We start from the raw sequence: 23905 nt of genomic DNA on the forward strand, positions 1-23905 counted from the left end.
CGATGCTTGAACGGATCATCGCCCTCTCTATCCGCTACCGCTGGCTGGTGCTCACCCTGGCGCTGATCAGCGCCCTGGTCGGCGTCTGGAGTTTCCAGCGCTTGCCCATCGACGCGACGCCGGACATCACCAACGTCCAGGTGCAGATCAACACCGCAGCGCCTGGCTATTCACCGCTGGAGGCCGAGCAGCGGATCACTTTTCCCGTGGAGACGGCCATCGCCGGCCTGCCCGGGCTCGACTACACACGTTCCATCTCACGCTATGGCCTCAGCCAGATCACCGTGGCGTTCAAGGACGGCACGGACATCTACTTCGCCCGCCAACTTGTGGGCGAGCGTCTGCAGGGCGCCAGAAGCCAACTTCCCGACGGAATCACCCCTGAGCTCGGGCCCATCTCCACGGGCCTTGGCGAAATCTTTCTCTACACGGTCAACGCGGAGCCGGGAGCCCGCAAGCCTGACGGCCGGCCCTATACGCCGGAAGACCTGAGGACCCTGCAGGACTGGGTGATCCGGCCGCAGCTTCGCAACGCGCCGGGCGTCACCGAGGTGAACTCGATCGGTGGGTTCGAGCGGCAGTTCCACGTGACGCCACGGCCTGAACGGCTCTCCGCCTACGGCCTGACCATGGGCGAGGTGATCGCGGCGCTGGAAGCCAACAACTCCAACATCGGGGCGGGCTACGTGGAGCGCTACGGCGAACAGTACCTGGTCAGAGTACCTGGTCAGGTTAATGGGATCGCGGACCTGGCCTCGGTGATCGTCACCAACAGGGGCGGCGTGCCGATCCGCATCGCCGATGTGGCCGATGTCGGGCTTGGGGAGGAACTGCGCACCGGAGCCGCCACCCAGAACGGCCGCGAGGTGGTGCTGGGCACCGCCTTCATGCTGAAGGGCGAGAACAGCCGCACGGTCGCCCGCGCCGCAGCCGCGAAGCTGGAAGAAGCCGCCAAGTCGCTGCCGCCAGGGGTGGTAGCCACCCCGGTATACGACCGCACTGACCTCGTGGACAGGACGATCAGGACGGTGGAGACCAATCTTCTGGAAGGCGCGTTGCTGGTCATCGTCGTGCTCTTCCTTCTGCTGGGCAACCTGCGCGCGGCCATCATCACCGCCGCGATCATTCCGCTCTCCATGCTGCTGACCATCACCGGCATGGTGCAGAGCCGCGTCTCAGGCAACCTGATGAGCCTGGGGGCCCTGGACTTCGGCCTGATCGTCGATGGCGCGGTGATCATCGTGGAGAACTGCCTGCGGCGCTTCGGCGAGACGCAGCATCGTCTGGGACGGCTGCTCACCCGTGACGAGCGTTTCGATCTCGCCGCCACCGCCACCGGCGAGGTGATCCGCCCCTCACTGTTCGGGGTCATGATCATCGCGCTGGTCTATGTGCCGATCTTCGCGCTGACCGGGGTCGAAGGGAAGATGTTCCACCCCATGGCCATTACCGTGGTGATGGCGCTGAGCGCGGCGCTGCTGCTGTCCCTGACCTTCGTGCCGGCAGCCGTGGCGTTGTTCGTCACCGGTCGGGTGGCGGAGACCGAGAGCCGGATGATGCGCGGTGCCCGTCGCGCATACGCGCCGGCGCTGGACTGGGCGCTCCGCCGGCCCGCCCTTTTGGCGGGCGGGGCTGTGGCGCTGGTGCTGTTGTCAGGTTTCGCCGCCACCCGCATGGGCTCGGAGTTCATCCCCAACCTCGACGAAGGCGACATCGCCATGCACGCGCTGCGCATCCCCGGCACCAGCCTGACCCAGGCGGTGAAGATGCAATCCATCCTGGAGGCGCGCATCAAAAGCTTCCCCGAGGTGAAGCTGGTGTTTGGCAAGATCGGCACCGCTGAGGTCGCCACCGATCCCATGCCGCCATCCGTCGCCGACACCCTGGTGATGCTTAAAGACCGCAAGGACTGGCCCAACCCGCGCAAGCCAAAGGCCCAGCTAGTCGCGGAAATCCAGGCGGCGGTCGAGACCATCCCCGGCAACAACTATGAGTTTACCCAGCCCATCGAGATGCGGTTCAACGAGCTCCTGTCGGGGGTCCGCGCCGATGTGGCCGTGAAGGTCTATGGCGACGACCCGGAGCGGCTGGCGGAGGTGGGCGAAGCCATCGAGGCGGTGGTCGGCGGCGTGGCCGGCGCCGCGGACGTGGGCCTGGAACAGACCACCGGCCTGCCGGTGCTGCAGATCACCCCGGACCGGGCCGCCCTGGCGCGGCTGGGCCTGAACGTCCGTGACGTACAGGAACTGGTCGCCGCCTCCCTGGGCGGCGCCGTGGTTGGCAAAGTGTTCGAGGGTGACCGTCGTTTCGATGTGGTGGTGCGCCTGCCGGAGGACATCCGCAGTCAGGTCGATCAGATCGGCAATCTGCGCGTGCCGCTGCCTGCCACCGGCGAGGGGCCAAGGCGGTTCGTGCCGCTGGCCGACGTGGCCCGGGTCTCCGTCGAGATCGGCCCCAATCAGATCAGCCGCGAGAACGGCAAGCGCCGGGTGGTGGTCACCGCCAACGTCCGCGACCGCGACCTGGGCTCGTTCATCGCCGAGGTCCGCCGCAAGGTGGACGCCGAGGTCGAACTGCCGCCTGGCTACTGGATCGGCTACGGCGGCACTTTCGAGCAGCTGATCTCCGCCGCCACGCGGCTGCAACTGGTTGTGCCCGCTGCTCTGCTGCTGATCTTCGGCCTGCTGTTCGCGCTGTTCCGGTCGGTGAAAGACGCCGCCATCGTCTTTTCGGGTGTGCCGCTGGCGCTAACCGGCGGCGTCGCCGCCTTGCTACTCCGCGGGTTGCCCCTGTCGATCTCCGCCGGCGTCGGGTTCATCGCGCTTTCCGGCGTGGCGGTGCTGAATGGCGTCGTCATGGTCAGCTTCATCCGCAGCCTGCGGGCCGAAGGCCGCCCCCTCGACGAGGCCATCCGTGAAGGCGCGCTCACGCGGTTGCGGCCGGTACTCATGACCGCTCTGGTCGCCAGTCTCGGCTTCGTGCCGATGGCCTTCAACGTCGGAGCTGGGGCGGAGGTGCAGCGCCCACTGGCAACGGTGGTCATCGGCGGAGTTATCTCCTCTACGCTGCTGACCCTGCTCGTGTTGCCAGCACTCTACCGGATCGTCCGTGACCCGCGTCGCCGCCCCCGTGGTGCGGCGCCACTCAATTCGCAGGAGTAGACCGGATGATGTACCTCATCCTTAAGGCCGTGATCTCGGGCGCGATCATCGCAGCAGTCTCCGAGACAGCGAGGCGCAGCCCAGGCTTCGCCGCCCTGATCGCGCCGCTGCCACTCGTCTCGATCCTGGGAATGATCTCGCTCTGGCGCGACGCCGACGCCGGCCGCTTGGCGTCACCCGCAGAAACCACCTCGGTCAGGTTAGCCGTTTAGCGGGGGGTGCCAGGCGAACATCGGGCCGAACCGGTTCCACCAAAGCCGGACCGTCTCGTGGCAAATGTCGATGCCGCGTTCGAACAGCAGGTCCTCGACGTTGCACAGTGACAGCGGCTACCGGACGTACATCATGACGAACCAGCGAAATGGGTTGGGCGCCTTGGTCATGATCCGGCTAACCGGGTTCCGGTTAGCCCGCCATGAATTTGGTCTGACACCACCGTTGCCGTTGGTCTGACACCACGGGGCAGGGGGAGTCTGGACCACGACCCGCTAGCCAACGCCTATCGTTCTGGACCAACGGAACCCACTCGAGATCGTTGTGCACGGGACGCATTGCAGAATGTGCTTGGGGAAGTGGAAAGAGAGGAGGAACTCCCTCGTGATTATTCTGGCGGGGTCGGTTACCGATGACGTGACGGACCAGACCACTCTTTGCCATTGGCGAAGCGTGGCGCCGCTCGCGGTCGAATGCACGCTCTCAGGGAACCCACCACATGTCTGAGCAAAGCTCCGAAACCGCGAATGACTTGTTGCTGCGTCAACGCGCGCTGTCTCGATGGGAAGGTGAAGGCGGAGCCGGGCCCGAGGGTCCAGATATGGCGACACCGCCTGAAGAGCGCTTTCCACAGGTAAAAAACGAGCGCCGCCGAGATGGTGGCGCTTCGCGTTCGGGGTGATCGCCCTGCTTGCCACCGCCTCTGATCGACAGTTCGACTTGGCCCGCGAGATGGGCGGCTACATCTTGCCCCGGCCGGGCTTCACGTGGCCACGCGGCGTTCAAGGCACAAAATAGCTCCGTGACCGCTGCCTCGGCCAATGCCGAGCTTTGGGAGAGGACAATCGGTTGCCCATCCATGCAAGGGCGCGCGCATTCCTCGAGGAAGTCGCGAAGCGCCGAACCCCCCTTGTCTACCAGGAGCTGGCGAAGGCTCTTCAGATCTTGCCGCCCCATTCCATCCATCAGGTGACCGAAGCCCTGGAGCGCCTGATGGAGCAGGACGCTGCGGCGGACCGCCCGTTCATCGCCGCGCTCGCCATCAGCAAGCTACGTGGTGGCCTGCCGGCGCCCGGGTTTTTCGACTGCGCCCGACGTCTTGGCCGGTTCGCAGGCGATGCGCACGGTCAGGACGCAAGGACGTTTCACGCCGCCGAGCTGAACGCCGTCTTCGCTCGATGGGGCGGTGTGCGCGACAACTAGCACCGAGGCCGTCATGTTCACCGAAACCAATCCGACCCCTAGCCTTTGGCATCGGAGCACGCCGCGTCCAGCGATGGTCAGTTCCGCAGCGCTCGGCGGGGCGCAATTCATGCCAACGACCAACGCGAACCTGGAGGCGCCTGAAACGGTACGGGCGCTTGAAAAAACTCGCATCGAAGCGACGCGCGCGGATGATGCTGGGTCGCGTCCCTGGTGTGGTGTAGCCGCGGCGGTGTGACCACCGCGATCTCCGGCGAGGCCGGGGTGCTCAGCTTGCCGGGATGGACAGGCTGACAAGGGAATCATCGCTCAAGGGGGCCGGGGTTTCCAGGGTCATGTAGCGGGCGCGCTGGACGGCCCGTTCGTCGCTCTGCTCAAGCAGGATGGCGCCCACGAGGCGGATGACGGCGGCCTGGTTCGGGAAGATGCCCACCACCTCGGTCCTGCGACTGATCTCGCCGTTGAGGCGTCCCAGCGAGTTGGGGGCGTGAGGTGGCGCCGGTTCCCCGTACAGCCTGCCCGAAGTCCGACCCGCCAACCTCGGGAGCCACGGGCGGGTCTAGACGGTCAACGCCGCGACCACAGCCTCAATGACGGCGTGCGCCTTGGCGCGCATCTCGTCATCCGTGGCGTCCTGGATCGGGTGATCCACAAGCACATAGCGCGCGCCGTCCATGCCCAGCGCCTTACGCTGAACCTCGGCGGCCTCGGCGAATTCGCTGGAGGCGATGGAAACGGCGGGAAGGCCCTGGATCTCGAACCATACAGTGTCGTGCAGACTGCACGTCGTGCATGATCCTCAATCGGCGAGGGCTTCCACCAGGACACTGCATTCCGACTTGATCGTCAGCCGCAGGTCCGAAGGGCAGGGCTTGGCGAAGGTGGGCTTCGCGTAGCGCTTGATCGCGACCTTCGGGTAGCGCGCCGCTAGCAGACTCTCCAGTTCGTCGAGCAGGACGTTGCCGCGCGGCTTGCTGATATCGAGCAGGCCGATCACGCCCGAGATGTCTCCGGTTCGCGGTGTGATCTGCCGCGCGACGGGCACGCGCTCGTCGGTCGGATCGAGAATTGTCGTCATCGACGTCCTCCGAACTTGTGCAGCGAGGCTATCAGCAATCGATTTTCCTGGAAACGACCGTCGAACCCGCAGGGCCGGTCACCCAGCCATGGAAGGCGGCGGAGAATTTCCCGGCCTCGGAGCCGGCGACGACGATGTGGATGAACTTGTCGCTGGCGAACTTCGGAGCCGGCGCCGCCAGCTGGGCGTCGGTCATCCTGGCGGCCGACGCCACGGGGATCCCCGCGCCGGAGACCTCGTTGGAAACCATCTCGCGCAGCTGCCGCGAGGTCACAGTCTGGATCCGCTCGCGGAGGCGCGTCTTGGAATACGCCCCCTCGACGGTCAGCGTCCTGACGTGCTCTGGGCAGACGACCAGCAGGGCATCGACCGGCATCCTGTGGATCTTGGACAGGAACATGCCTTCGAGGCCGAGGCCCAGGGTGCCGGCGATCTGGTCGGGCTTGCGGGACTCCTGGTCGACGATCTGCACCGGGCCGCTGGTCATGGCGAAAGCGGTCACGACCGAGTCTTCGCGCTGAAAGCCGCGCTCGACGTGCAGCGGATCCCATGGGGAGCCTTCCTCCCATTCCGCGAAGCACATGGTGAACTTCATCGGGCTCGAAAGGGTCGAACGATCCACGCCGCCGGGCCGAGCACCGCCCAGGTTGCGGACCACCAGCCGCAGCGCGCGGCCGATGGTGGCGTTGGCGCGGTTGCCGTTCCCGAGCGCGCCCAGCTTCATGTTCATGCCGATCCGCGACCGGATCGGGCCGTTGACCACCAGGACCGGCGAAGCGCCCATGGTGGTGGCGGTCACGCCGTGCATGTTGAACTCATCCGTGCAGACCGCCTCCACGGCAGCGATCACCACGGGCAGGTACTCGGGCCGACAACCGGCCATCACCGCGTTGATCGCGATCTTCTCGACCGTCGCCGGGGCCATGTTGGGAGGCACGATTGCCACGATGTCCTGAGGGTCGCGTGTCGTGCCCGACAGCATGCGCAACACCCGCTCCGGGGTCGGCGGGACCACCGGCAGGCCATCGCTGAAGCCCTGGTCGAACATGAACTCGTCGATGTCGTCGGCACTGGCGATCTCGATCCGGCGCGCGCGGATCGGGCTGCCCTCGGCCTCGGCCAGAAGCCGGTCGTGGATCTCGGGGTCCAGGTGTTTCGACCCGCAACCCGGCCGCCAGGCCGGCAGGTCCCCCCACGCCACCGCCGCGGCCGCCGCCTTCAGCTCTCCGGCGATCTGCTGCGCAAGGGTCTCCCATTCCTGGCGGACGAATCCCTCGAGCGGTGGCCGCTGCGCGCCGTCCGCCCCGATCCAGTAGATCGCCGGCACGATGTCGAAGCCCCACGCCAGCGAAGTCCGGAGAGCGCTGTCATCCAGGATCGACAGGGTCAGGCCGTGGCGGTCCCTTAGGATAGCGTTGCCGTCGGCCGACTGCCCCACCATCCAGATGTCGGCCAGATCGCCCCAGGCCTGATGGAACGCCTCCAGGACCGGCGCGGCCAAGTTGCAGGTGTCGCAGTCCTCTTTCACGAAACAGATCAGGCTGGGCCGCCCTGTGGGGAATGCCCGGGTCGCGCCGGTCATGTCGCGCAGTGAAAAGCCCTGAGCGGTCGCGGTCATGGATCCGTCCTCGTCTTCGCGTCAGAGCCCGCCGCAACGCGCGGCTGGCGGAGGTGGATGGGAATCGAACCCACCACACGCCTTTGGGACGTGTCACTGGTTTTGAAGACCAGGGAAGCCACCAGACTCCAGTCACCTCCAACACCGCCGACACTAGGGCGGGTTACGTGGAACGCCGAAGCGGTTTTGCGCGTCCGCTACCTGTCGCAAGTCGCCCCGGCGGACCGTCTCGCCGCGGTCGTCGAAGAATTCTAGCGCAGGCACGATGAATTTTCGCGACGTCCCCAGCGCCGCCCGCGCCTCGCCGGTCGTGAACTCGGCCGGGGGCGGGAACGCGGTCCGCAGGGCCTCCAGGGCCTCGTCGAGCGCCTCGACATGGAAGGCCAGGGTCTGGCGCAGCGCGACGTTGCGCAGCGAAACCAGCCGCCCGCACTCGACTAGGAGTCCGAGCAGGGCCTGATCCTCTGCATCTAGCGCGCTGGCGTCCGGCGGCGTCATGGCGGCCGCCCGAAACGCCGCCTCGATCTCCTGGAGCCGCGCTAGCGCCGCCGGGGAAAGCGCCGCGAACGGGTCGTGATCGCGGAGCGCTGCCTGGCCGTGCTCAAGCCGAATCTCGCCGGCCGCCGACAGGCGCTTCTCGACATGGGCGATGAGTTCGCGGGACATCATGCGTGACAGCGTGTTGCGGACGCCGCCCAGCGACACCCAGGCCCGCGCAGGTTGCCGGCGGTGCGCCTCGGCGATCTGGTCCAGGTAGGCTTGCCGGGCCTCGGCGACCGCCGCCTCCAAGGCCATGACGTCGTCGTCCAGCATCTCGCAGGTCCGGCCCAAATGGTTCCGAACCTCCTGAGCGGACCGCCGCGATAGCCGCGCCGCCTCCGCGACGGACACGGAGCCGCCCCCACGACTCGCCAGTTCGGCGGCGATCTCATCGAGGCCGCCGCCAGCGACCGCGTCCAGCAGGGCGCCACGGGCCTCCATCGTCTTAGCCCGCAGCGTCGGCGCCGCCGGATCCAGGACTGTGGCGCCTCCGATCGTCTCGGCCGGAGAAGGCCGGCGCAGGATGGCGCGCTGGCCGGCGTAGGCGATCACGGGGGCGTGGAACCGTAGCTGCGCCAGCCCCCGTCCGCCCGGCGTGATCGCAGTCGCTCCGATCAGGCGCAACCTGGCGATGTCCTGCCGCGCCCCCCACATCACCCGCACCTCGTCCGTCGACCTAAGGGGTCTGGCGGCATCGGACGCGAGGGTGAGCTCGACATCGACCAGCAGGGCGGCTTCGTAGGCGCCCGGCGTACAAAGGACCTCGCCGAGCCTCACCTCGTGCGCGGGCACACCGCGCAGACCCACCGCCACCCGGCCGCCGGGATGGGCAACCTCGGTGGCCTGCCCGTGGGCCTGCAGCAGGCGCAGATGGACCTTGCGTCCGGAGGGCTGGAGGATGGCTTCCCCACCCGCCGTCAGCGTCCTGCCCTGCAGCGTGCCGGTGGCGACCGTTCCGGCGCCGGCGACACTGAACACGCGGTCGAGGGGCAGGTAGGCGCCCGGAAGTGGATCGGGCGGTGAACTCCGGGAGGCCAGCGCCTGAAGTTCATCGTGCAGCGCGTCCAGGCCGGCGCCGGTCACTGACGAACAGAAGACCACGGGCTCGCCAGCCAGGAAGGTCCCGTCGAGCTCGCCCAGGATCCGCTCGAGGACCACGGGCCAAGCGTCCTCCGCTAGCAAATCCGCCTTGGTGACTGCGACGATTCCGCTCCGCAGGCCCAGCAGGCCAGCGATGCGCAGGTGTTCGCGGGTCTGCCGCCCGAACCCTTCGGTGGCCGATACGACCAGCAGGGCGGCCCGCGCGCCGGTGGCGCCCATGACCATCGCCCGGATGAAGTCCTCGTGCCCGGGCGCGTCGAGGAAGTCGACGCCGCCTGCGGGGTAGTCGCGCCAAGCGAAGCCCAGGGTGATCGAGAGCCCTCGCGCCTGTTCTTCCGGGAGCCGGTCGGTCTCGATGCCGGTCAGGGTCCGGACCAGCGCGGTCTTGCCATGATTGACATGGCCTATCACCGCCAGGCTCAGGGGCGATGCGTCGGTCAACCCAGAGGTCTCGTGACTTGATAGGTCATCGAACGTCCCTACGTCGAACTGCGCCGGCCGTCATCCGCCCCGCTTGCCCCGGTTCTTCCGAGGTCTGTACAGTCGGTGCTCCCAAAGGAGCCACACCGTCGCGCTCAAGGCCCCCCAGGTCGGTAATCCGGACCCGCGCCGCCAACTGCCGGCGGTGGGAACGATCTGCGACGACCCCGCCGCCCGGCCGCTGAACGCCCGGTTCGGGTCGGCTGCTGTGGCGCGCGCCGTGCGCGCCATGCTGGCCGAGGCGAGGGCGCAGCTCGCCATCGATCCGCTCGCCGTCCCGTCCATCGTCGGCCTGCTGGAGGCCGCCGAGCGCCGGCTTGCGGATGTCGCACGCGAGACGCTGTTCCCGGTGATCAACGCCACCGGCGTGGTTATCCACACCAACCTTGGCCGGGCGCCGCTGGCCCCGGAGGCCACCGCCGCGGCGCAGGCCGCCGCAGGCTATGGCAACCTCGAGCTGGACCTGGACAGCGGCCGTCGTTCTTCGCGCCACGAGCACCTCGACGCGCTCATCGCCGAGGTGACGGGCGCCCAGGCCGGGCTGGCGGTCAACAACTGCGCCGGGGCCGTCCTGCTGGCGCTGGCGGCGGTCGCCGGAGGGGCGCCGGTCATCGTGTCCCGGGGTGAGTTGGTGGAGATCGGCGGCGGGTTCCGGGTGCCGGACGTCGTCGCCCAGAGCGGGTCGGCGCTTGTCGAAGTCGGCACGACCAACCGCACGCACCTGCGGGACTATGAGCAGGCGCTCCGCGATCATCCGGACGCCCGCGTCATCCTGCGCACCCATCCCAGCAACTTCCGCATCACCGGATTCACCAGCGCCCCCGCCCTCGACACCCTGGCCCACTTCGCCCACGCCCACGGCCTGTTGCTGGTCGAGGACCTGGGCGGCGGAGCTCTGGTCGATCTGTCGCCCTACGGGATCGCCGGCGAGCCAACGGTGCAGGCCAGCCTGCGGGCTGGCGTCGATCTGGTGCTGTTCAGTGGCGACAAGCTGCTGGGTGGGCCCCAGGCGGGGATCGTGACCGGACGCCGTGAGCTGATCGATCGGCTGGCGCATCATCCGCTGGCCCGTGCGCTGCGGCTGGACAAGCTGTCGGTCGCGGCCCTGGCCGCCACGCTGCGTCTCTATCGCTCGCCGGCCGATCCGATTCAAAGGGTGCCCGTCCTGCGGATGCTGACCGAGCCAGTTTCAATCGTAGCGGCGCGCGCTGAGGCGCTTATGGCCAGGATCGCCGACCTCCCGGCGCTCGAATCGCGCATTCAGGAAACCTTCGGCTACGCAGGCGGCGGCGCCATGCCGATGCACGCGCTCCCTGGCCGGGCTATCGCCCTGCGAAGCCTCCGCTTCAGCGCCGAAGACCTTGCTCGGCGCCTTCGCACGGGCCCCACGTGTGTGCTGGGCCGGATCGAGCAGGACCTTGTCCTGCTCGATCTGCGCACAGTCGCCGACACCGAGCTTCCGGCGCTCACAGCAGCGATTCTCGCCGCATCTTAAGACCGCGATGGCAAAGCGGATTTTGAACCCGCATAGAGTCCCCAGACGCTTGGCCGATCGCGCGGTTCTTTCGCACCGGTGCAGGCAGTCAGACGAGAACTGTACTGGCAGGCTAAATTGGCCTGCCTGCAAACGCCCCCTACCCGCCGCGGGTTTGGCAAGTTAGCTCTTTGATCGCGATACCTCCGAGCCGCATGAGCGGCATACCCGGAGAAGAGTTTAGCCTTAGACTGTCAGCACCCCGCGCCGCCAGCGCTCGCATCGCCGCCAGGCGCTCCAGATGGCCCGACCGCGCACCCGGCGTTGGCCTGGGCGCGGTCCGGCGTATGGTGGGGCTCAGCGTGAGTGAGGGAGGTGCCGTCGTGAAGGTTGTCGTGGCGGGACAGGGCGCGTTCGGCGTCAAGCACATCGAGGCGATCGCCCAGATCCCCGGCGTCGAGATCGTCAGTCTCGCGGGCGGCAGCCCCGACTCCACCCGCGCCGTGGCCGAGAAGCACGGCATTCCCCATTGGACGACGACGCTGGCTGAGGCCCTGGCGCAGCCCGGCGTGCAGGCCGCCATCCTGGCGACGCCGACGCAGATGCATGCGGCGCAGGCGATCGAATGCCTCGAGGCCGGCAAGCACGTGCAGGTGGAGATCCCCATGGCCGACAGCCTGGCGGACGCGCAGCGGCTGGTGGACGCCGCCCGGCGCCCGGGGCTGGTGGCCATGGCCGGCCACACCCGGCGCTTCAACCCGTCCCACCAGTGGATCCACAACAGGATCGCGGCCGGCGAGCTGACGCTGCAGCAGATGGATGTGCAGACCTATTTCTTCCGGCGCACCAACATCAATGCGCTTGGCCGGCCGCGCAGCTGGACCGACCACCTGCTCTGGCACCACGCCTGCCACACCGTCGATCTGTTCCAGTATCAGACCGGCCAGACCGCCGAGGTCGCCCGCGCCATCCAGGGACCGGCGCATCCCGACCTGGGCATCGCCATGGACATGTCCATCCAGATGAAGGTGGCCTCGGGCGCCATCTGCACGCTTAGCCTGTCCTTCAACAATGACGGGCCGCTGGGCACCTTCTTCCGCTACATCTGCGACAATGGCACCTACATCGCCCGCTATGATGACCTGGTGGATGGCCAGGAGACCCCCATCGACGTGTCCAAGGTCGACGTTTCCATGAACGGCATCGAGCTGCAGGACCGCGAGTTCTTCGCCGCAATCCGGGAGGGCCGTGAGCCCAACGGGTCATTCGCCCAAGTGCTGCCCGCCTATCAGACCCTGGACCGCCTCGAAAAGAGTCTGCTGTGATGGCGCTGGTGGTCCGCAACATCCCCCGCGCCGAGCCGGGCGTGATCGACGCCCTGGCCGGGTTCGGCGTCGCCACCGTGCACGAGGCCCAGGGCCGCAAGGGCCTGTTCGCGCCTTACCTGCGGCCGATCTACCGGCCCTGCGCCATCGCCGGCTCCGCGGTGACCTGCCAGGTCCCGCCCGGCGACAACTGGATGATCCATGTGGCGGTGGAGCAATGCCAGGCCGGCGATATCCTGGTGGTGGCGCCAACTAGTCCCTGCGAGGACGGCTACTTCGGCGACCTCTTGGCCTCATCGCTTGTCGCCCGCGGCGTGCGCGGCCTAGTGATCGACGCCGGCGTCCGCGACATCGCCGTGCTGACCGAGATGGGCTTTCCAGTGTGGTCGAAGGCGGTGTTCGCGCAGGGCACGGTCAAGGAGACCCTGGGCGACGTAAACCTGCCCCTGGTCTGCGCCGGCGCGGCGATCAATCCCGGCGACGTCATCGTGGCCGACGACGACGGGGTCTGCGTGGTGCGCCGCAAGGAGGCCGCCACGGTCGCCGCTCTGTCCGCCAAACGCGAGGCGGCCGAGGTGGAGAAGCGCGCACGCTTCGCCGCCGGAGAGCTGGGCCTGGATGTCTATGGCATGCGCGAGCGGCTGGCCGAGAAGGGCCTGCGCTGGGTCGACGAGGCCTGAGCGCCATGCAGACCGACATCCCCTGCACGGTGATGCGAGGCGGCACGTCCAAGGGCCTCTATTTCTTGGCGCGCGACCTGCCGGCGGACGTGGCCACCCGCGACGCGGTCCTGCTGGCGGCCATGGGCTCCCCCGACGCGCGGCAGATCGACGGCATGGGCGGCGCTCACCCGCTGACCAGCAAGATCGCCGTGGTCGGCCCGCCCAGCCATCCTGACGCGGACGTGGACTACCTGTTCCTGCAGGCGGTGGTGGAAGAGGCGCGCATCGACGCGGGCCAGAACTGCGGCAACCTTCTGGCCGGCGTGGGCCCCTTCGCCATCGAGGAGGGCCTGTTCGCGGCGCAGGACGGGGTAACGGACGTCCGCATCCACATGCTCAACACCAGGAGCCTGGCGGTGGTGGCGATCCAGACCCCGGGCGGGCGGGTGCGCTACGACGGCGAGGCGCGGATCGACGGCGTGCCGGGGACCGCGGCCGCCATCCCCATAGACTTCCTGGATGTGGCCGGCTCCTCCTGCGGCACCCTACTCCCTACCGGGAACGCCCGCGACGTGGTGGACGGCGTCGAGATCACCGCCATCGACAACGGCATGCCGGTGGTGGTGATGCGCGCCGCCGACTTCGGCAAGACAGGCTACGAGACGCCTGAGGCGCTGGAGGCGGACGGCGAACTGAAGGTGAGGATCGAAGCCATCCGCCTGCGGATCGGTCCCATGATGAACCTCGGCGACGTGGCCAGCAAGACCGTGCCGAAGATGTGCCTGGTCGCGCCCGCCCGGCATGGCGGGGTCATTTGCACCCGCAGCTTTATCCCACACCGGGTGCACGAGGCCATCGGGGTGTTCGGCGCGGTCAGCGTCGCCACCGCCTGCGTGACCCCGGGCTCCATCGCCGCCGAGGTTGCCGCGATCGCCGACGGCGAGGCGGTCCGCGAGCTGGATGTTGAGCACCCCACCGGTTTCTTCACCGTAGCCATGGACGTGGTGCTGGTGGGCGGGCGGATCCAGGTCCGCCGGTCGGCCCTGCTGCGCACCGCACGCCGGCTGATGCGCGGCGAGGTCTATGTGCCGGCCTCGGTGTGGGGCGGACCGTGACGGCGTTCTCCCACGTTGCGCTGATCGGGTTCGGCGAGGTGGGCCGAATCCTGGGCGCGGACCTCGCCCAGGCCGGCGTGCGGCGGATCGCCGTCTGGGACACCGCCTTCACGCGGGCCGACAGCGGGCCCAGCCGGGCGCTGAGCGATCAACTGCGCGCCGCCACCAGCGCGTCCGACGCTGTGGGCGCCGCCGACTTGGTGATCAGCGCGGTGACCGCCGACCAGGGTCTGACCGCCGCGAGATCGGTGGCAGGGGGTCTCGCGCCCGGCGCTTTCTTCCTAGACCTCAACTCCTGCTCGCCCGGCCAGAAACAGGCCTCGGCCCAGGCCGTCCAGGTCGCCGGTGGCGCCTATGTGGAAGCCGCGGTGATGAGCCCTTTCGCGCCCCGGCGGATCGCCTCGCCCATGTTGTTGGGCGGCCCGCACGCCAGGGCCTTCCTGGCGCGCGCGGCGCCTCTGGGCTTCACCGGCGCCGAGGTGTTCTCCGACACCATCGGCCAGGCCGCGGCGGCGAAGCTGTGCCGAAGCGTGATGATCAAGGGCATTGAGGCGCTCTTGACCGAGAGTCTGCTGGCGGCGCGGCGCCATGGGGTGGAGGCGACGGTGCTGGCGTCCCTCTCGGACCTGCTGCCGATCCCTGACTGGCCCACCACGGCGCGCTACATGATCGCCCGCTCCCTGGAGCACGGGACCCGACGCGCCGAGGAGATGCGCGAGGCGGCCCGCACCGTCGAGGAGGCTAACGTCGAACCGTTGATGAGCCAGGCCATCGCCGAGCGGCAGGACTGGGCGGCGGGATTCTCCGGGGCTCTCGGCCGCGCCGACCTCGGGCGCATGCTCGACGATATAAACACCGAGATCGGGAGGCGCGCGCGGTGATCATCGACTGCCACGGCCACTACACCACCGCGCCCAGGCCCCTGCAGGACTTCCGCGAGCGGCAGATCGCCTGCGGCTGCGACGCCCACCAGCTGGCTCGCCTGGCCTTGCCGGACATCTCCGACGATGAGATCCGTGAGAGCCTGGAAGGAGCCCAACTGAAGCTGCAGCGCGAACGCGGCTCCGACCTGACCATCTTCTCCCCGCGCGCCTCGGCCATGGCCCACCATGTGGGCGACGAGGCGGTGAGCCTGCAGTGGAGCCGGCTCTGCAACGACCTGATCGCCCGGGTGGTCGAGCTCTATCCGGAGAATTTCGTGGGGGTCTGCCAGCTTCCCCAATCGCCGGGCGTTCCGGCCGCCAACTCGGCCGCCGAGCTGGAGCGATGCGTCACCGAGCTGGGGTTTGTCGGCTGCAACCTGAACCCGGACCCGTCTGGCGGCCACTGGACCGCGCCGCCGCTCATCGACCGCTACTGGTATCCGCTCTACGAGAAGATGGTGGAGCTGGACGTGCCGGCCATGGTCCACGTCTCGGCGTCGTGCAATCCGGCCTTCCACGCTACCGGCGCCCACTACATTAACGCCGACACCACCGCGTTCATGCAGTTCATCCAGGGGACCCTGTTCCAGGACTTCCCGACGCTGCGGATGATCATCCCGCACGGCGGCGGCGCGGTCCCCTACCACTGGGGTCGCTACCGGGGCCTGGCCCAGGACATGAAGCGGCCGCTGCTGGCCGAACACGTGATGAAGAACGTCTTCTTCGACACCTGCGTCTACCACCAGCCGGGCATCGACCTGTTGCTCAAGGTGATCCCGGTCGAGAACATCCTGTTCGGCTCGGAGATGGTCGGGGCGGTGCGCGGGATAGACCCCCAGACCGGCCACTTCTACGACGACACCAAGCGCTACATCGAAGCCTCCGCCCTCTCGGCCGCCGACAAGGCCGCGGTGTTCGAGGGCAATGCGCTGCGGGTCTTCCCCAGGCTGGCGCAAAGGCTGGGGCGGGCCTGATGGACGCCGATTGGCTGGTCTTCCATCCGAACCCCTCGACGCCGCGGTTCGCCCCGCCGCCCGGGGCCGTGGACGCCCACTGCCACGTCTTCGGACCGGGCGATGTGTTCCCTTATGCGCCGGAGCGCAAATACACCCCCTGCGACGCCGGCAAGGACCAGCTCTTCGCCCTCCGCGATCACCTGGGGTTCGCCCGCAGCGTCATCGTCCAGGCCACCTGCCACGGGACGGACAACCGCGCTCTGGTGGACGCCCTGCGCGCCGCGGGCGACCGCGCTCGGGGCGTCGCCACGGTGGGCGAGGCGATCACCGAGGCGGAGCTTGCCGATCTGCACGCCGCGGGGGTGCGCGGCGTACGGTTCAACTTCCTCAAGCGCCTGGCCGACTTCACGCCGCACGACGTCCTGCGCCGCATCGCCGACAAGGTGACCGCCTTCGGCTGGCATGTGGTGGTCTATTTCGAGGCGCCCGACCTGGCCGAGCTGCAGCCCCTGTTCACCGCCTTGCCCACCCCCGTTGTGGTGGATCACATGGGCCGCCCGGACGTCGGCCTCGGCGTCGGCCATCCGCAGTTCCAGGCCTTCATCCGGTGGATGGCGGAGGACCAGACGGTCTGGTCGAAGGTCTCCTGCCCGGAGCGTCTGTCCCTGGCCGGCCCGCCCTATGACGACGTGGTCCCGTTTCAGCGCACCCTCGTGGAGCGGTTTCCGGATCGGGTGTTGTGGGGCGCCGACTGGCCGCATCCGAACCTGAAGGGACAGATGGCCGACGACGGGGTGCTGGTGGACCAGATCCCCAAGTTCGCCCCCACGCCGGCCTTGCAGCGCAAGCTGCTGGTGGACAATCCCATGCGCCTCTATTGGGGCTAGGCATGAGCGAGAACCCGTTCAAGGACATCCCCGGAACCACTCTGTTCGACCACGAGCAGTCGCGGCTGGGCTACCACCTCAACATGTTCTGCATGTCGCTGATGAAGGTCGAGAACCGCGCCGCCTTCAAGGCGGACGAGGCCGCCTATCTGGATCGCTACGAGATGAGCGCGGCGCAGAAGCGCGCGGTGCTGGACCGCGACTGGAACGGCATGATCGCGCTTGGCGGCAATATCTATTTCACCGCCAAGGTCGCGGCCACGGACGGGCTGTCGTTCCAGCAGATCGCCGCGGCCATGAGCGGGGTCAGCCAGGCGGAGTACGCGCAGATGATGCTGGACGGCGGCCGCTCGGTCGAAGGCGTCCGCTCCAAGAAGGATCGCTAGCGGTGGCCAGAATCACTGCCGGCGTCGCCACCAGCCATGTGCCCGCCATTGGCGCGGCGCTCGATCAGGGAAAGGCCGCGGAGCCCTACTGGGCGCCGGTGTTCGCCGGCTACGAGGCCTCCAAGGCCTGGATCGCGGCCGAGAAGCCGGACGTGGTGATCCTGGTCTACAACGACCATGCCTCGGCCTTCTCGCTGGAGCTGATCCCCACCTTCGCCATCGGCTGCGCGGCGCAGTTCGCGCCTGCCGACGAGGGCTGGGGCCCGCGTCCTGTGCCGGTGGTGCAGGGCCATCCGGAGCTGGCCTGGCACATCGCCCAGTCCCTGATCCTGGACGAGTTCGATATGACCATCGTGAACAGGATGGACGTGGACCACGGCCTGACCGTACCCCTGTCGCTGATGTTCGGCCAGCCCGCGGAATGGCCGGTGAAGGTGATCCCCCTGGCGGTTAACGTGGTCCAGTATCCGCCGCCCACAGGCAATCGCTGTTTCAACCTGGGCCGGGCGATCCGCCGTGCGGTGGAAAGCTTCCCCGAAGACCTGAAGGTGGTGGTGTTCGGCACCGGCGGCATGAGCCACCAGCTACAGGGTCCCCGCGCCGGCCTGATCAACCGCGCCTTCGACACCGCCTTCCTCGACCGGCTGGTGGCCGACCCGAAGGGCCAAGCCCAGGTCCCGCACATCGACTATGTCCGCGAGGCGGGGTCCGAGGCCATCGAGCTGGTCATGTGGCTGGTGATGCGCGGGGCTCTCGACGAGACGGTGCGCGAGGTCTGTCGCTTCTACCATGTGCCAGCCTCCAACACCGCCGTGGGCCACCTGATCCTCGAGAACCCGGCGCCCTGACGCGGCCGCAGACCGCTTTCCCGGGCTGTGCAAACATGTTGAGGTCTGACGGCAACCGGCTTGGGAGGGCCGCATGGGGCCAACGGCCGAGACCCTCAGCGCACAGGCGCTCTGTACCGTCGATATCCGGCTGGACGCCGACGCGCCGCTGCCGCTGGGCCGCTCGCCCTGGCGCAACCGTCGGGTCAGCTACATCGCCGGCGGTACGGTGGAGGGCGCGCGCCTGCGCGGGGAGGTCATGCCGGGCGGCGGCGACTGGTCGGAACTGGGCCAAGCCGCCGACGGGACTGCCCTGACCTTGGTGGACGTGCGCTCCCTCTGGAAGACCCATGACGGCGCGATGATCTATGTGACCTATGCAGGCCGTCTGGTGATCCCGCAGGCGGCGCTGACGGGCTTCCGCGACCCGGCCACGGTCGAGCAGCTGCCCGAGGACAGCTACTACTTCCGCATCCAGCCCACCTTCGAAACCGCCGACGAGCGGTACGGCTGGCTGAACGCCGCGGTGGCGGTGGGCTATGGCCGGCGGACCACGGCGGGCGTGCGCTACCGGATCCTCACCCTTGACTAGCGTGTCTGCAAAACCGGCGGAGGTGGCGGCCCCCTCCCATCTGATCCTTGAACTGCTCACTGCCTTCTACTGGTTCGACGAGGGGTTGCAGAACCACCTGCGCGCCAAGGGATGGCCAGAGGTCACCCGACCGCAGTCGATGCTAATGGCCAACCTGGCGCTCGGCCTGCACCGCCCCTCCGATATCGCCCGCAACCTGGGACTCAGCCGCCAGGCGATCCACGCCACCATCGGCCAGATGGTCGACAAGGGCGTCGTCGAGCTGCTGGACGATCCCGATGATGGCCGCATGAAGTTGGTGGTGCTGAACGCCCGGGGCGAGGCCATGCGCCGCGACGCCCAGGCGGCCATGACGGTGATGGTGGACGCGCTCAGCCGCCGCATCGGCGCGCGCAAGGTGGCGCAGCTCCGCGACGCCCTGCTCAGCGACTGGGGCGAACCAACCGGCTAGTCCTTCTTCGCCCAGGCCCCGCCGGCCCAGTCGGCGACCGGCTCGCCTTCGCCCGGGACTGGGACCTCGCGGATGCGCTCCTCGACGTTGTCGTATTCCAGCTTCAACGCCCGGCACATCGTGGCGTGGGTCATGTAGCCGCACACATGGTAAGTGAACTCAAGGATGTCCTCGTCGGAGAGGACGCCCTTCACCGCGTCGAACAGCGCGTCTGGCGTGCGGCCCCGCTGCAGGGCCAGGCAGTCGGCGTAGGCCAGCAGGGCGCGCTCTGCGGGGGTGAACACCTCCGACACCGTCCAGTCCGGGATGGCGGCGATCTGCGCCTCCGCCATGCCGTTGCGCCGCGCCGCCTTGCAGTGCTGCGAGTATACGAACTGGCTCTCCACCACATAGGCCGCCCGCAGGATGCCTAGCTCGCGGACCACCGGATCGAGGTTCGACACCGACTTGTCGGCGAACATCCCGAACATGCCGAAGTGCGCGGTGGCGTGGTCGAACACCGCGGGGACCAGGGCGAACACGGTCCACCAGTCGCCGGGGGTGCCGGTGGCGGTGCCCGGCTCGCCCACGGGATCGCGGTCCCCGAACAGGCGGTCGTAGTACGTCAGCACGTTGGCCGGAGCCTCGGAACGGGGAACCTGCCTCAGTCGCGGCATCGGCGTCATCCTCTAGATGCGGGTTCTGGCCCAGTCGCAGACCATGGAAGCCATGTGGTTGCGGACCTCGGGCGACTCCTCGAAATAGTGCGCGCCGGGGATCAGTTCGAGCTGTTTGTCGCGCGAGGCGATGAAGCCGTGGATGTCGCGGGCGTCCTGCGGGAAGACGCCGGTGTCGGCCATGCCCTGCACCACCAGCGCCGGGGCCTCGAACTTCTCCAGGTGCGGCCGGCCCTGGCACTTGGACGTCTCCAGGCTCCACATGGAAAGCCAGGTCCTCAGGTTGTTGGCGCGGCCGATCGACGGCGTCCTGTTGGCCTGGGCCGGGTGTCCGCGATAGCACATGGGCGTCGGCCGGTCGGACGGGTCGATGGTCCCGTCCATCATCCTGAGGTCGCCCCAGCAACGGAACATGGGGAACAACTTGTCTGGGATGCCGGCGGCGTTCAGGCGCGTCAATTCGGACTTGGCCCAGTCGGTGATCCGGTGGTTGCGGGCCTTCTGGGCGGCCCGGTAGGTCTTGATGAATTCCGGTGAATAGGGCGGGCCGTTGTCCGGGTTGAAGGGGTCCAGCGCGGGGTCCGCGCCCACGGGGTCGGTCTCATCGGTGACCGAGGCGTCCATCCAGTCGGTGAGCACCTCGGGGCGGCCTTGGTGGGCGTTCAGCGAGACGTAGAGGTCGGCCTTGGGCAGTGTCTCTAAGGCCTCACGGCCGGGGCCTGTGACTAGGTCCAGCATGGTCGGCTGAATGGCCTCGGCCTGGTAGGCGCCCATCAGCGAGCCGCCGCCGGAATTGCCCAGGATGATAACCGTCTCGACGCCAGCCACCTCCTTTAGCCAGCGGACGCCCACGCCGATGTCGATGATCGCGTGCTCCAGCAGGAACTGGTCCTCGAAGCCGCGGTAACGGGTGTTCCAGCCCAGGAAGCCGAAGCCACGGGTGGCCAGGTAGGGGGCGATGTAGTGCTCGGAGAAGTCGACGTTGTAGTGGGTGGCGATGAAGGCGGCCTTGGGCTTACTCCCCTTCGGGGCCCAGTACATCCCCTGGCACGGATGGCCGCCGGCCATGATCCTTGGCGCGGTGGGCGAGGGGAACCCCAGGAACTGGGTGTCCACCTTGGTCATCAGGTCGGCCAGGCCTTCCATCGCGTCTCCCTTGCACCGGTCGTCGTGCGGCCTTGCAGACCGTTCGGTATCTAAGGAATATAGCCGCAGGACGGCGCCGGTCCATACGGTTTCCGCCAGCCTTGGGAGGTTCGGCATGGACGCTCTGATGCAGGACCTGCCGCTCACCCTCGACAAGCTCCTGGACCATGCCGCGCGCTGGCACGGCGGCCGCGAGATCGTCAGCCGCGACGCCGAAGGCCGCGTCTCGCGCACCACCTATTCGGATGTGTCTTCCCGCGCCAGGCAGGTCTCAAACGCGTTGCTGGCCGTCGGCGTCCAGCCCGGCGACCGGGTCGCCACCCTGGGCTGGAACGGGGCGCGGCATTTCGAGGCCTGGTACGGGACCATCGGCATCGGGGCGGTGCTGCACACCCTGAACCCTCGCCTGTTCCCCGAACAGATCGCCTACATCGTCAACCACGCCGCCGACCGGATCATCCTGGCCGACCCCGCCTGCGCCCCCCTGCTGGCCGAGCTGCTGCCGCAATGTCCGACGGTGGAGAAGGTGATCTACCTGTCCGACGCGCCGGGCGAATACGAGGACTGGATCGCGGCCCAGTCGGCCGACTGCGCCTGGGGCGGGTTCGACGAGAAGGCGGCGGCGGGGCTCTGCTACACGTCGGGCACCACCGGCAATCCCAAGGGCGTGCTCTACGGTCACCGGTCCAACTACCTGCACGCCCTGATGACCCTGCAGGCTGACGCCCTGGCGCTGTCGGCCCGCGACACCGTCCTGCTGGTGGTGCCCATGTACCACGCCAACGCCTGGGGCGTGGTCTACTCGGCCCCCATGGTGGGGGCGAAGCTGGTGCTGCCCGGCCAGCGGATGGACGGCGCCTCGATCCACGAACTGATCGAGACCGAGGGCGTCACCTACTCCGCCGCTGTGCCCACAGTCTGGCAGATGCTGCTTAACCACCTGAAGGCCACGGGCGGGACAATCACCACCCTCAGGCGCGTCACCATCGGCGGGTCGGCCTGCCCGGAAAGCATCATCCGTACCTTCCACGACGATTACGGCGTCGACGTGGTGCAGGGCTGGGGGATGACCGAGACCTCGCCGCTGGCCACGGTCTCCGTCCCCACGCCGCAGGTGGCTGAGCTCTCCTTCGAGGATCAGGTCCCCTACAAGCTCAAGCAGGGCCGCCTGCTCTGCGGCCTCGACCTCAAGCTCACCGATGACGCGGGGAACCGCCTGCCGCACGACGGCCAGACCTTTGGGCGACTGATGATCAAGGGCGCCACCGTCGCCAGCGGCTACTTCGGCGGCGAGGGCGGCGAGATGCTCGACGCCGAAGGCTTCTTCGACACCGGCGATGTCTCCACCATCGACCCGGCCGGCTACATGCAGATCACTGACCGGGCCAAGGACGTGATCAAGTCCGGCGGCGAGTGGATCTCCTCCATCGAGGTGGAGAACATCGCGGTGGGCCACCCCAAGGCCGACCTCTGCGCGGTGATTGGCGTGGCCCATCCCAAGTGGGACGAGCGACCGATCCTGCTGGTCAAGCTGGCGCCTGGCGAGCGGGCCGAGGGCGCGGAGTTCCTGGCCTTCCTGGAAGGCAAGATCGCCAGGTGGTGGATGCCCGACGACGTGGTCTTCGTGGTCGACATCCCGCTCGGCGCCACCGGCAAGATAGACAAGAAGCTGATCCGCCAGCGGATGGCCGGCTACCGGCTCCCGTCGGCCCGGGAGATCGTCTCGTGATCAAACTGCACCACGTCCTGACGCCCAATGGCCACAAGGTCAGCATCATGCTGGAGGAGTGCGCCCTGCCTTACGAGGCAAAGATCTACAACATGCTGGAGGGCGAGCACCTGACGCCAGCCTTCCGCAAGCTCAGTCTCAACGGCCGGCTACCGGCGATGGTGGACCACGACCCCTCGGGCGGCGACGCGCCCTTCGCGATCTTCGAGACCGGCGCTATGTTGATCTACCTGGCGGAGAAGTCTGGCCAGTTCCTCAGCCCCGAACCCCAGGCGCGCAGCCTCACCCTCCAATGGCTGATGTGGCAGATGGCGGGACTGGGCCCCCTGCACGGGCAGGCCCACCACTTCGTCCGCTATGCGCCGCAGGAGATCCCCTACGCCCTGGACCGCTACCTGAACGAGGCCAGGCGCCTGCTCGACGTCATGGACCGCCGGCTGGAAGACGTCGATCACCTGGCCGGCGCCTATTCCATCGCCGACATGGCCTGCTGGCCCTGGGTGCGGGCGGTGCACGCCATCGGCATCCCGGTCGCCAACTATCCGGCGCTGCAGCGCTGGTTTGAGCGGGTGGGTGAACGCCCGGCGGTGCAGCGCGGCGCGGCCCTGCCGGAAGGCCATTTCCTGACCGAGGCGGCGGTCCGCAAGACCCAGCTCACCGCCGCCCAGTGGTCCAACCTGTTCGGCGGGCGGATGCTCGCCGCCACCCGCGCCTGAGGAGCCGCCCATGGACATCGCAGGCAAGTCAGCGCTGATCACCGGCGCCGGGTCAGGCATCGGCCGCGCCACCGCGCTCATGCTGGCCGAGAAGGGCGCGCGGCGGGTGTGGCTGGTGGACCGCGACGCGGGCGGGGCGCAGGGCGTGGCGGACCAGCTTTACGCGCTGGGCTGCGAGGGCCTGGTGCGGGCCTTCGACGTCACCGACTGGGCCAGGCTGGAAGCGGTGTTTGCCGAAGCCGACGCGGCCGGCGGGCTAGACATCGTGTTCAACAACGCCGGCATGGTGGTGGGTCTGGAGCTGTTCCCGGAGACCTCGCCCGAGCGGGTTCACGCCATCGTCGACCTGAACCTGACGGCGGTGATTTTCGGCACCCAGCATGCGGTCAGGCAGATGCGCAAACGCGGCGGCGGGGTGGTGGTCAACACCTGTTCCAGCGCCGCCCTGCACACGGGATTCCGCGACTTCCTCTATACCGCCACCAAGGCCGGGGTGCTGGCCTTCTCCCGGTCCTGCGCGCCTCTGGCCGAGGCCTGCAAGGTGCGGGTCAACACTGTGCTGCCGGGGCTGGTGAACACCCCGATCCTGCAGACCACCGGCGACGGCGAACTGGCCGACTGGATGGCGCCCATCCTGGCGGCCAACACGGCGCTGCAGCCGGAGGA

The 23905-nt window shown here is 68.3% G+C and carries 22 protein-coding genes, 1 tRNA gene and 1 pseudogene; 17 read left to right on the top strand and 7 right to left on the bottom strand.

The window, feature by feature from the left end; all coding sequences use genetic code 11:
- The first annotated feature begins 2 nt into the window (after positions 1-2).
- The 3 genes from ACLL81_RS12515 to ACLL81_RS12525 all read left to right on the top strand — a co-directional run bounded on the left by ACLL81_RS12515 (position 3) and on the right by ACLL81_RS12525 (position 4577).
- A complete protein-coding gene (locus ACLL81_RS12515) occupies positions 3-3161 on the top strand; it encodes an efflux RND transporter permease subunit (RefSeq protein WP_411288681.1) in 3159 nt (1052 codons plus the stop codon).
- A 5-nt stretch (positions 3162-3166) separates the two neighbouring features.
- Positions 3167-3373 carry a hypothetical protein gene (locus ACLL81_RS12520; protein WP_411288682.1) on the top strand — a complete coding sequence of 69 codons (207 nt, stop codon included), beginning with the start codon at positions 3167-3169 and terminating at the stop codon, positions 3371-3373.
- An 850-nt stretch (positions 3374-4223) separates the two neighbouring features.
- Positions 4224-4577 (top strand): hypothetical protein, encoded by a 354-nt coding sequence (locus ACLL81_RS12525; RefSeq protein WP_411288683.1) that lies wholly within the window; start codon positions 4224-4226, stop codon positions 4575-4577.
- A 268-nt stretch (positions 4578-4845) separates the two neighbouring features.
- On the opposite strand, the pseudogene ACLL81_RS12530 reads toward ACLL81_RS12525, so the two are convergent.
- The 5 genes and pseudogenes from ACLL81_RS12530 to selB form a co-directional block, all read right to left on the bottom strand.
- Positions 4846-5067 (bottom strand): annotated as a pseudogene (locus ACLL81_RS12530) (transposase); the annotation flags it as partial.
- Positions 5068-5136: 69 nt separating this feature from the next.
- Entirely contained in the window at positions 5137-5655 is a 519-nt protein-coding gene (locus ACLL81_RS12535; protein WP_411288684.1) for a UGSC family (seleno)protein, read from the bottom strand.
- 31 nt (positions 5656-5686) lie between these two features.
- Positions 5687-7273: a TlpA family protein disulfide reductase gene (locus ACLL81_RS12540; protein ID WP_411288685.1), complete on the bottom strand. Its 1587-nt coding sequence runs from the start codon at positions 7271-7273 to the stop codon at positions 5687-5689.
- Between the two features lie 45 nt (positions 7274-7318).
- Positions 7319-7413, bottom strand: a tRNA-Sec gene (locus ACLL81_RS12545).
- 13 nt (positions 7414-7426) lie between these two features.
- A complete protein-coding gene (gene selB, locus ACLL81_RS12550; RefSeq protein WP_411288686.1) occupies positions 7427-9355 on the bottom strand; it encodes a selenocysteine-specific translation elongation factor in 1929 nt (642 codons plus the stop codon).
- 73 nt (positions 9356-9428) lie between these two features.
- Between selB and selA the strand changes: the two genes are divergently transcribed.
- The 11 genes from selA to ACLL81_RS12605 all read left to right on the top strand — a co-directional run bounded on the left by selA (position 9429) and on the right by ACLL81_RS12605 (position 18992).
- Positions 9429-10889 carry an L-seryl-tRNA(Sec) selenium transferase gene (gene selA / locus ACLL81_RS12555; protein WP_411288687.1) on the top strand — a complete coding sequence of 487 codons (1461 nt, stop codon included), beginning with the start codon at positions 9429-9431 and terminating at the stop codon, positions 10887-10889.
- 362 nt (positions 10890-11251) lie between these two features.
- Positions 11252-12193, top strand: a complete 942-nt coding sequence (locus ACLL81_RS12560; protein ID WP_411288688.1) for a Gfo/Idh/MocA family oxidoreductase — start codon at positions 11252-11254, stop codon at positions 12191-12193.
- Positions 12193-12873, top strand: coding sequence for a 4-carboxy-4-hydroxy-2-oxoadipate aldolase/oxaloacetate decarboxylase (locus ACLL81_RS12565; protein WP_411288689.1), 681 nt, complete (start codon positions 12193-12195; stop codon positions 12871-12873). Before ACLL81_RS12560 ends, ACLL81_RS12565 begins: the two co-directional genes overlap by 1 nt.
- Before the next feature lie 5 nt (positions 12874-12878).
- Complete coding sequence (locus tag ACLL81_RS12570; RefSeq protein ID WP_411288690.1) at positions 12879-13970, top strand: 4-oxalomesaconate tautomerase; 1092 nt, start codon at positions 12879-12881, stop codon at positions 13968-13970.
- Positions 13967-14851: a DUF1932 domain-containing protein gene (locus ACLL81_RS12575; protein WP_411288691.1), complete on the top strand. Its 885-nt coding sequence runs from the start codon at positions 13967-13969 to the stop codon at positions 14849-14851. The genes ACLL81_RS12570 and ACLL81_RS12575 overlap by 4 nt, the downstream gene beginning before the upstream one ends.
- Positions 14848-15867 carry an amidohydrolase family protein gene (locus tag ACLL81_RS12580; protein ID WP_411288692.1) on the top strand — a complete coding sequence of 340 codons (1020 nt, stop codon included), beginning with the start codon at positions 14848-14850 and terminating at the stop codon, positions 15865-15867. The genes ACLL81_RS12575 and ACLL81_RS12580 overlap by 4 nt, the downstream gene beginning before the upstream one ends.
- Positions 15867-16736 carry an amidohydrolase family protein gene (locus ACLL81_RS12585; RefSeq protein ID WP_411288693.1) on the top strand — a complete coding sequence of 290 codons (870 nt, stop codon included), beginning with the start codon at positions 15867-15869 and terminating at the stop codon, positions 16734-16736. The genes ACLL81_RS12580 and ACLL81_RS12585 overlap by 1 nt, the downstream gene beginning before the upstream one ends.
- Before the next feature lie 2 nt (positions 16737-16738).
- The gene (gene ligA / locus ACLL81_RS12590) at positions 16739-17122 is read left to right on the top strand and encodes a protocatechuate 4,5-dioxygenase subunit alpha (RefSeq protein WP_411288694.1); all 384 of its coding nucleotides are present in this window, start codon (positions 16739-16741) and stop codon (positions 17120-17122) included.
- Between the two features lie 2 nt (positions 17123-17124).
- On the top strand, positions 17125-17970 hold the full coding sequence (locus tag ACLL81_RS12595) for a class III extradiol dioxygenase subunit beta (RefSeq protein WP_411288695.1): 846 nt from the start codon (positions 17125-17127) through the stop codon (positions 17968-17970).
- A gap of 73 nt (positions 17971-18043) precedes the next feature.
- Entirely contained in the window at positions 18044-18541 is a 498-nt protein-coding gene (locus ACLL81_RS12600; protein WP_411288696.1) for a DUF3237 domain-containing protein, read from the top strand.
- A 22-nt stretch (positions 18542-18563) separates the two neighbouring features.
- Positions 18564-18992 (top strand): MarR family winged helix-turn-helix transcriptional regulator, encoded by a 429-nt coding sequence (locus ACLL81_RS12605; protein ID WP_411288697.1) that lies wholly within the window; start codon positions 18564-18566, stop codon positions 18990-18992.
- Here the strand turns inward: ACLL81_RS12605 and ACLL81_RS12610 are convergent.
- Both ACLL81_RS12610 and ACLL81_RS12615 read right to left on the bottom strand, forming a co-directional pair.
- Complete coding sequence (locus tag ACLL81_RS12610) at positions 18989-19648, bottom strand: carboxymuconolactone decarboxylase family protein (protein WP_411288698.1); 660 nt, start codon at positions 19646-19648, stop codon at positions 18989-18991. The two genes, ACLL81_RS12605 and ACLL81_RS12610, sit on opposite strands and share 4 nt — an antisense overlap.
- Before the next feature lie 12 nt (positions 19649-19660).
- The gene (locus ACLL81_RS12615) at positions 19661-20794 is read right to left on the bottom strand and encodes a hypothetical protein (RefSeq protein ID WP_411288699.1); all 1134 of its coding nucleotides are present in this window, start codon (positions 20792-20794) and stop codon (positions 19661-19663) included.
- Positions 20795-20909: 115 nt separating this feature from the next.
- On the opposite strand from ACLL81_RS12615, the gene ACLL81_RS12620 reads away from it, so the two are divergent.
- The 3 genes from ACLL81_RS12620 to ACLL81_RS12630 form a co-directional block, all read left to right on the top strand.
- A complete protein-coding gene (locus ACLL81_RS12620; RefSeq protein WP_411288700.1) occupies positions 20910-22523 on the top strand; it encodes a long-chain-fatty-acid--CoA ligase in 1614 nt (537 codons plus the stop codon).
- Positions 22520-23239, top strand: a complete 720-nt coding sequence (locus ACLL81_RS12625; protein ID WP_411288701.1) for a glutathione S-transferase C-terminal domain-containing protein — start codon at positions 22520-22522, stop codon at positions 23237-23239. The genes ACLL81_RS12620 and ACLL81_RS12625 overlap by 4 nt, the downstream gene beginning before the upstream one ends.
- 10 nt (positions 23240-23249) lie before the next feature.
- A partial coding sequence (locus ACLL81_RS12630; protein ID WP_411288702.1) for an SDR family NAD(P)-dependent oxidoreductase occupies positions 23250-23905 on the top strand: 656 nt, incomplete at its 3' end.

The sequence above is a fragment of the Phenylobacterium sp. genome (assembly GCF_046590535.1).
In the GTDB taxonomy this organism is placed as follows: domain Bacteria; phylum Pseudomonadota; class Alphaproteobacteria; order Caulobacterales; family Caulobacteraceae; genus Phenylobacterium.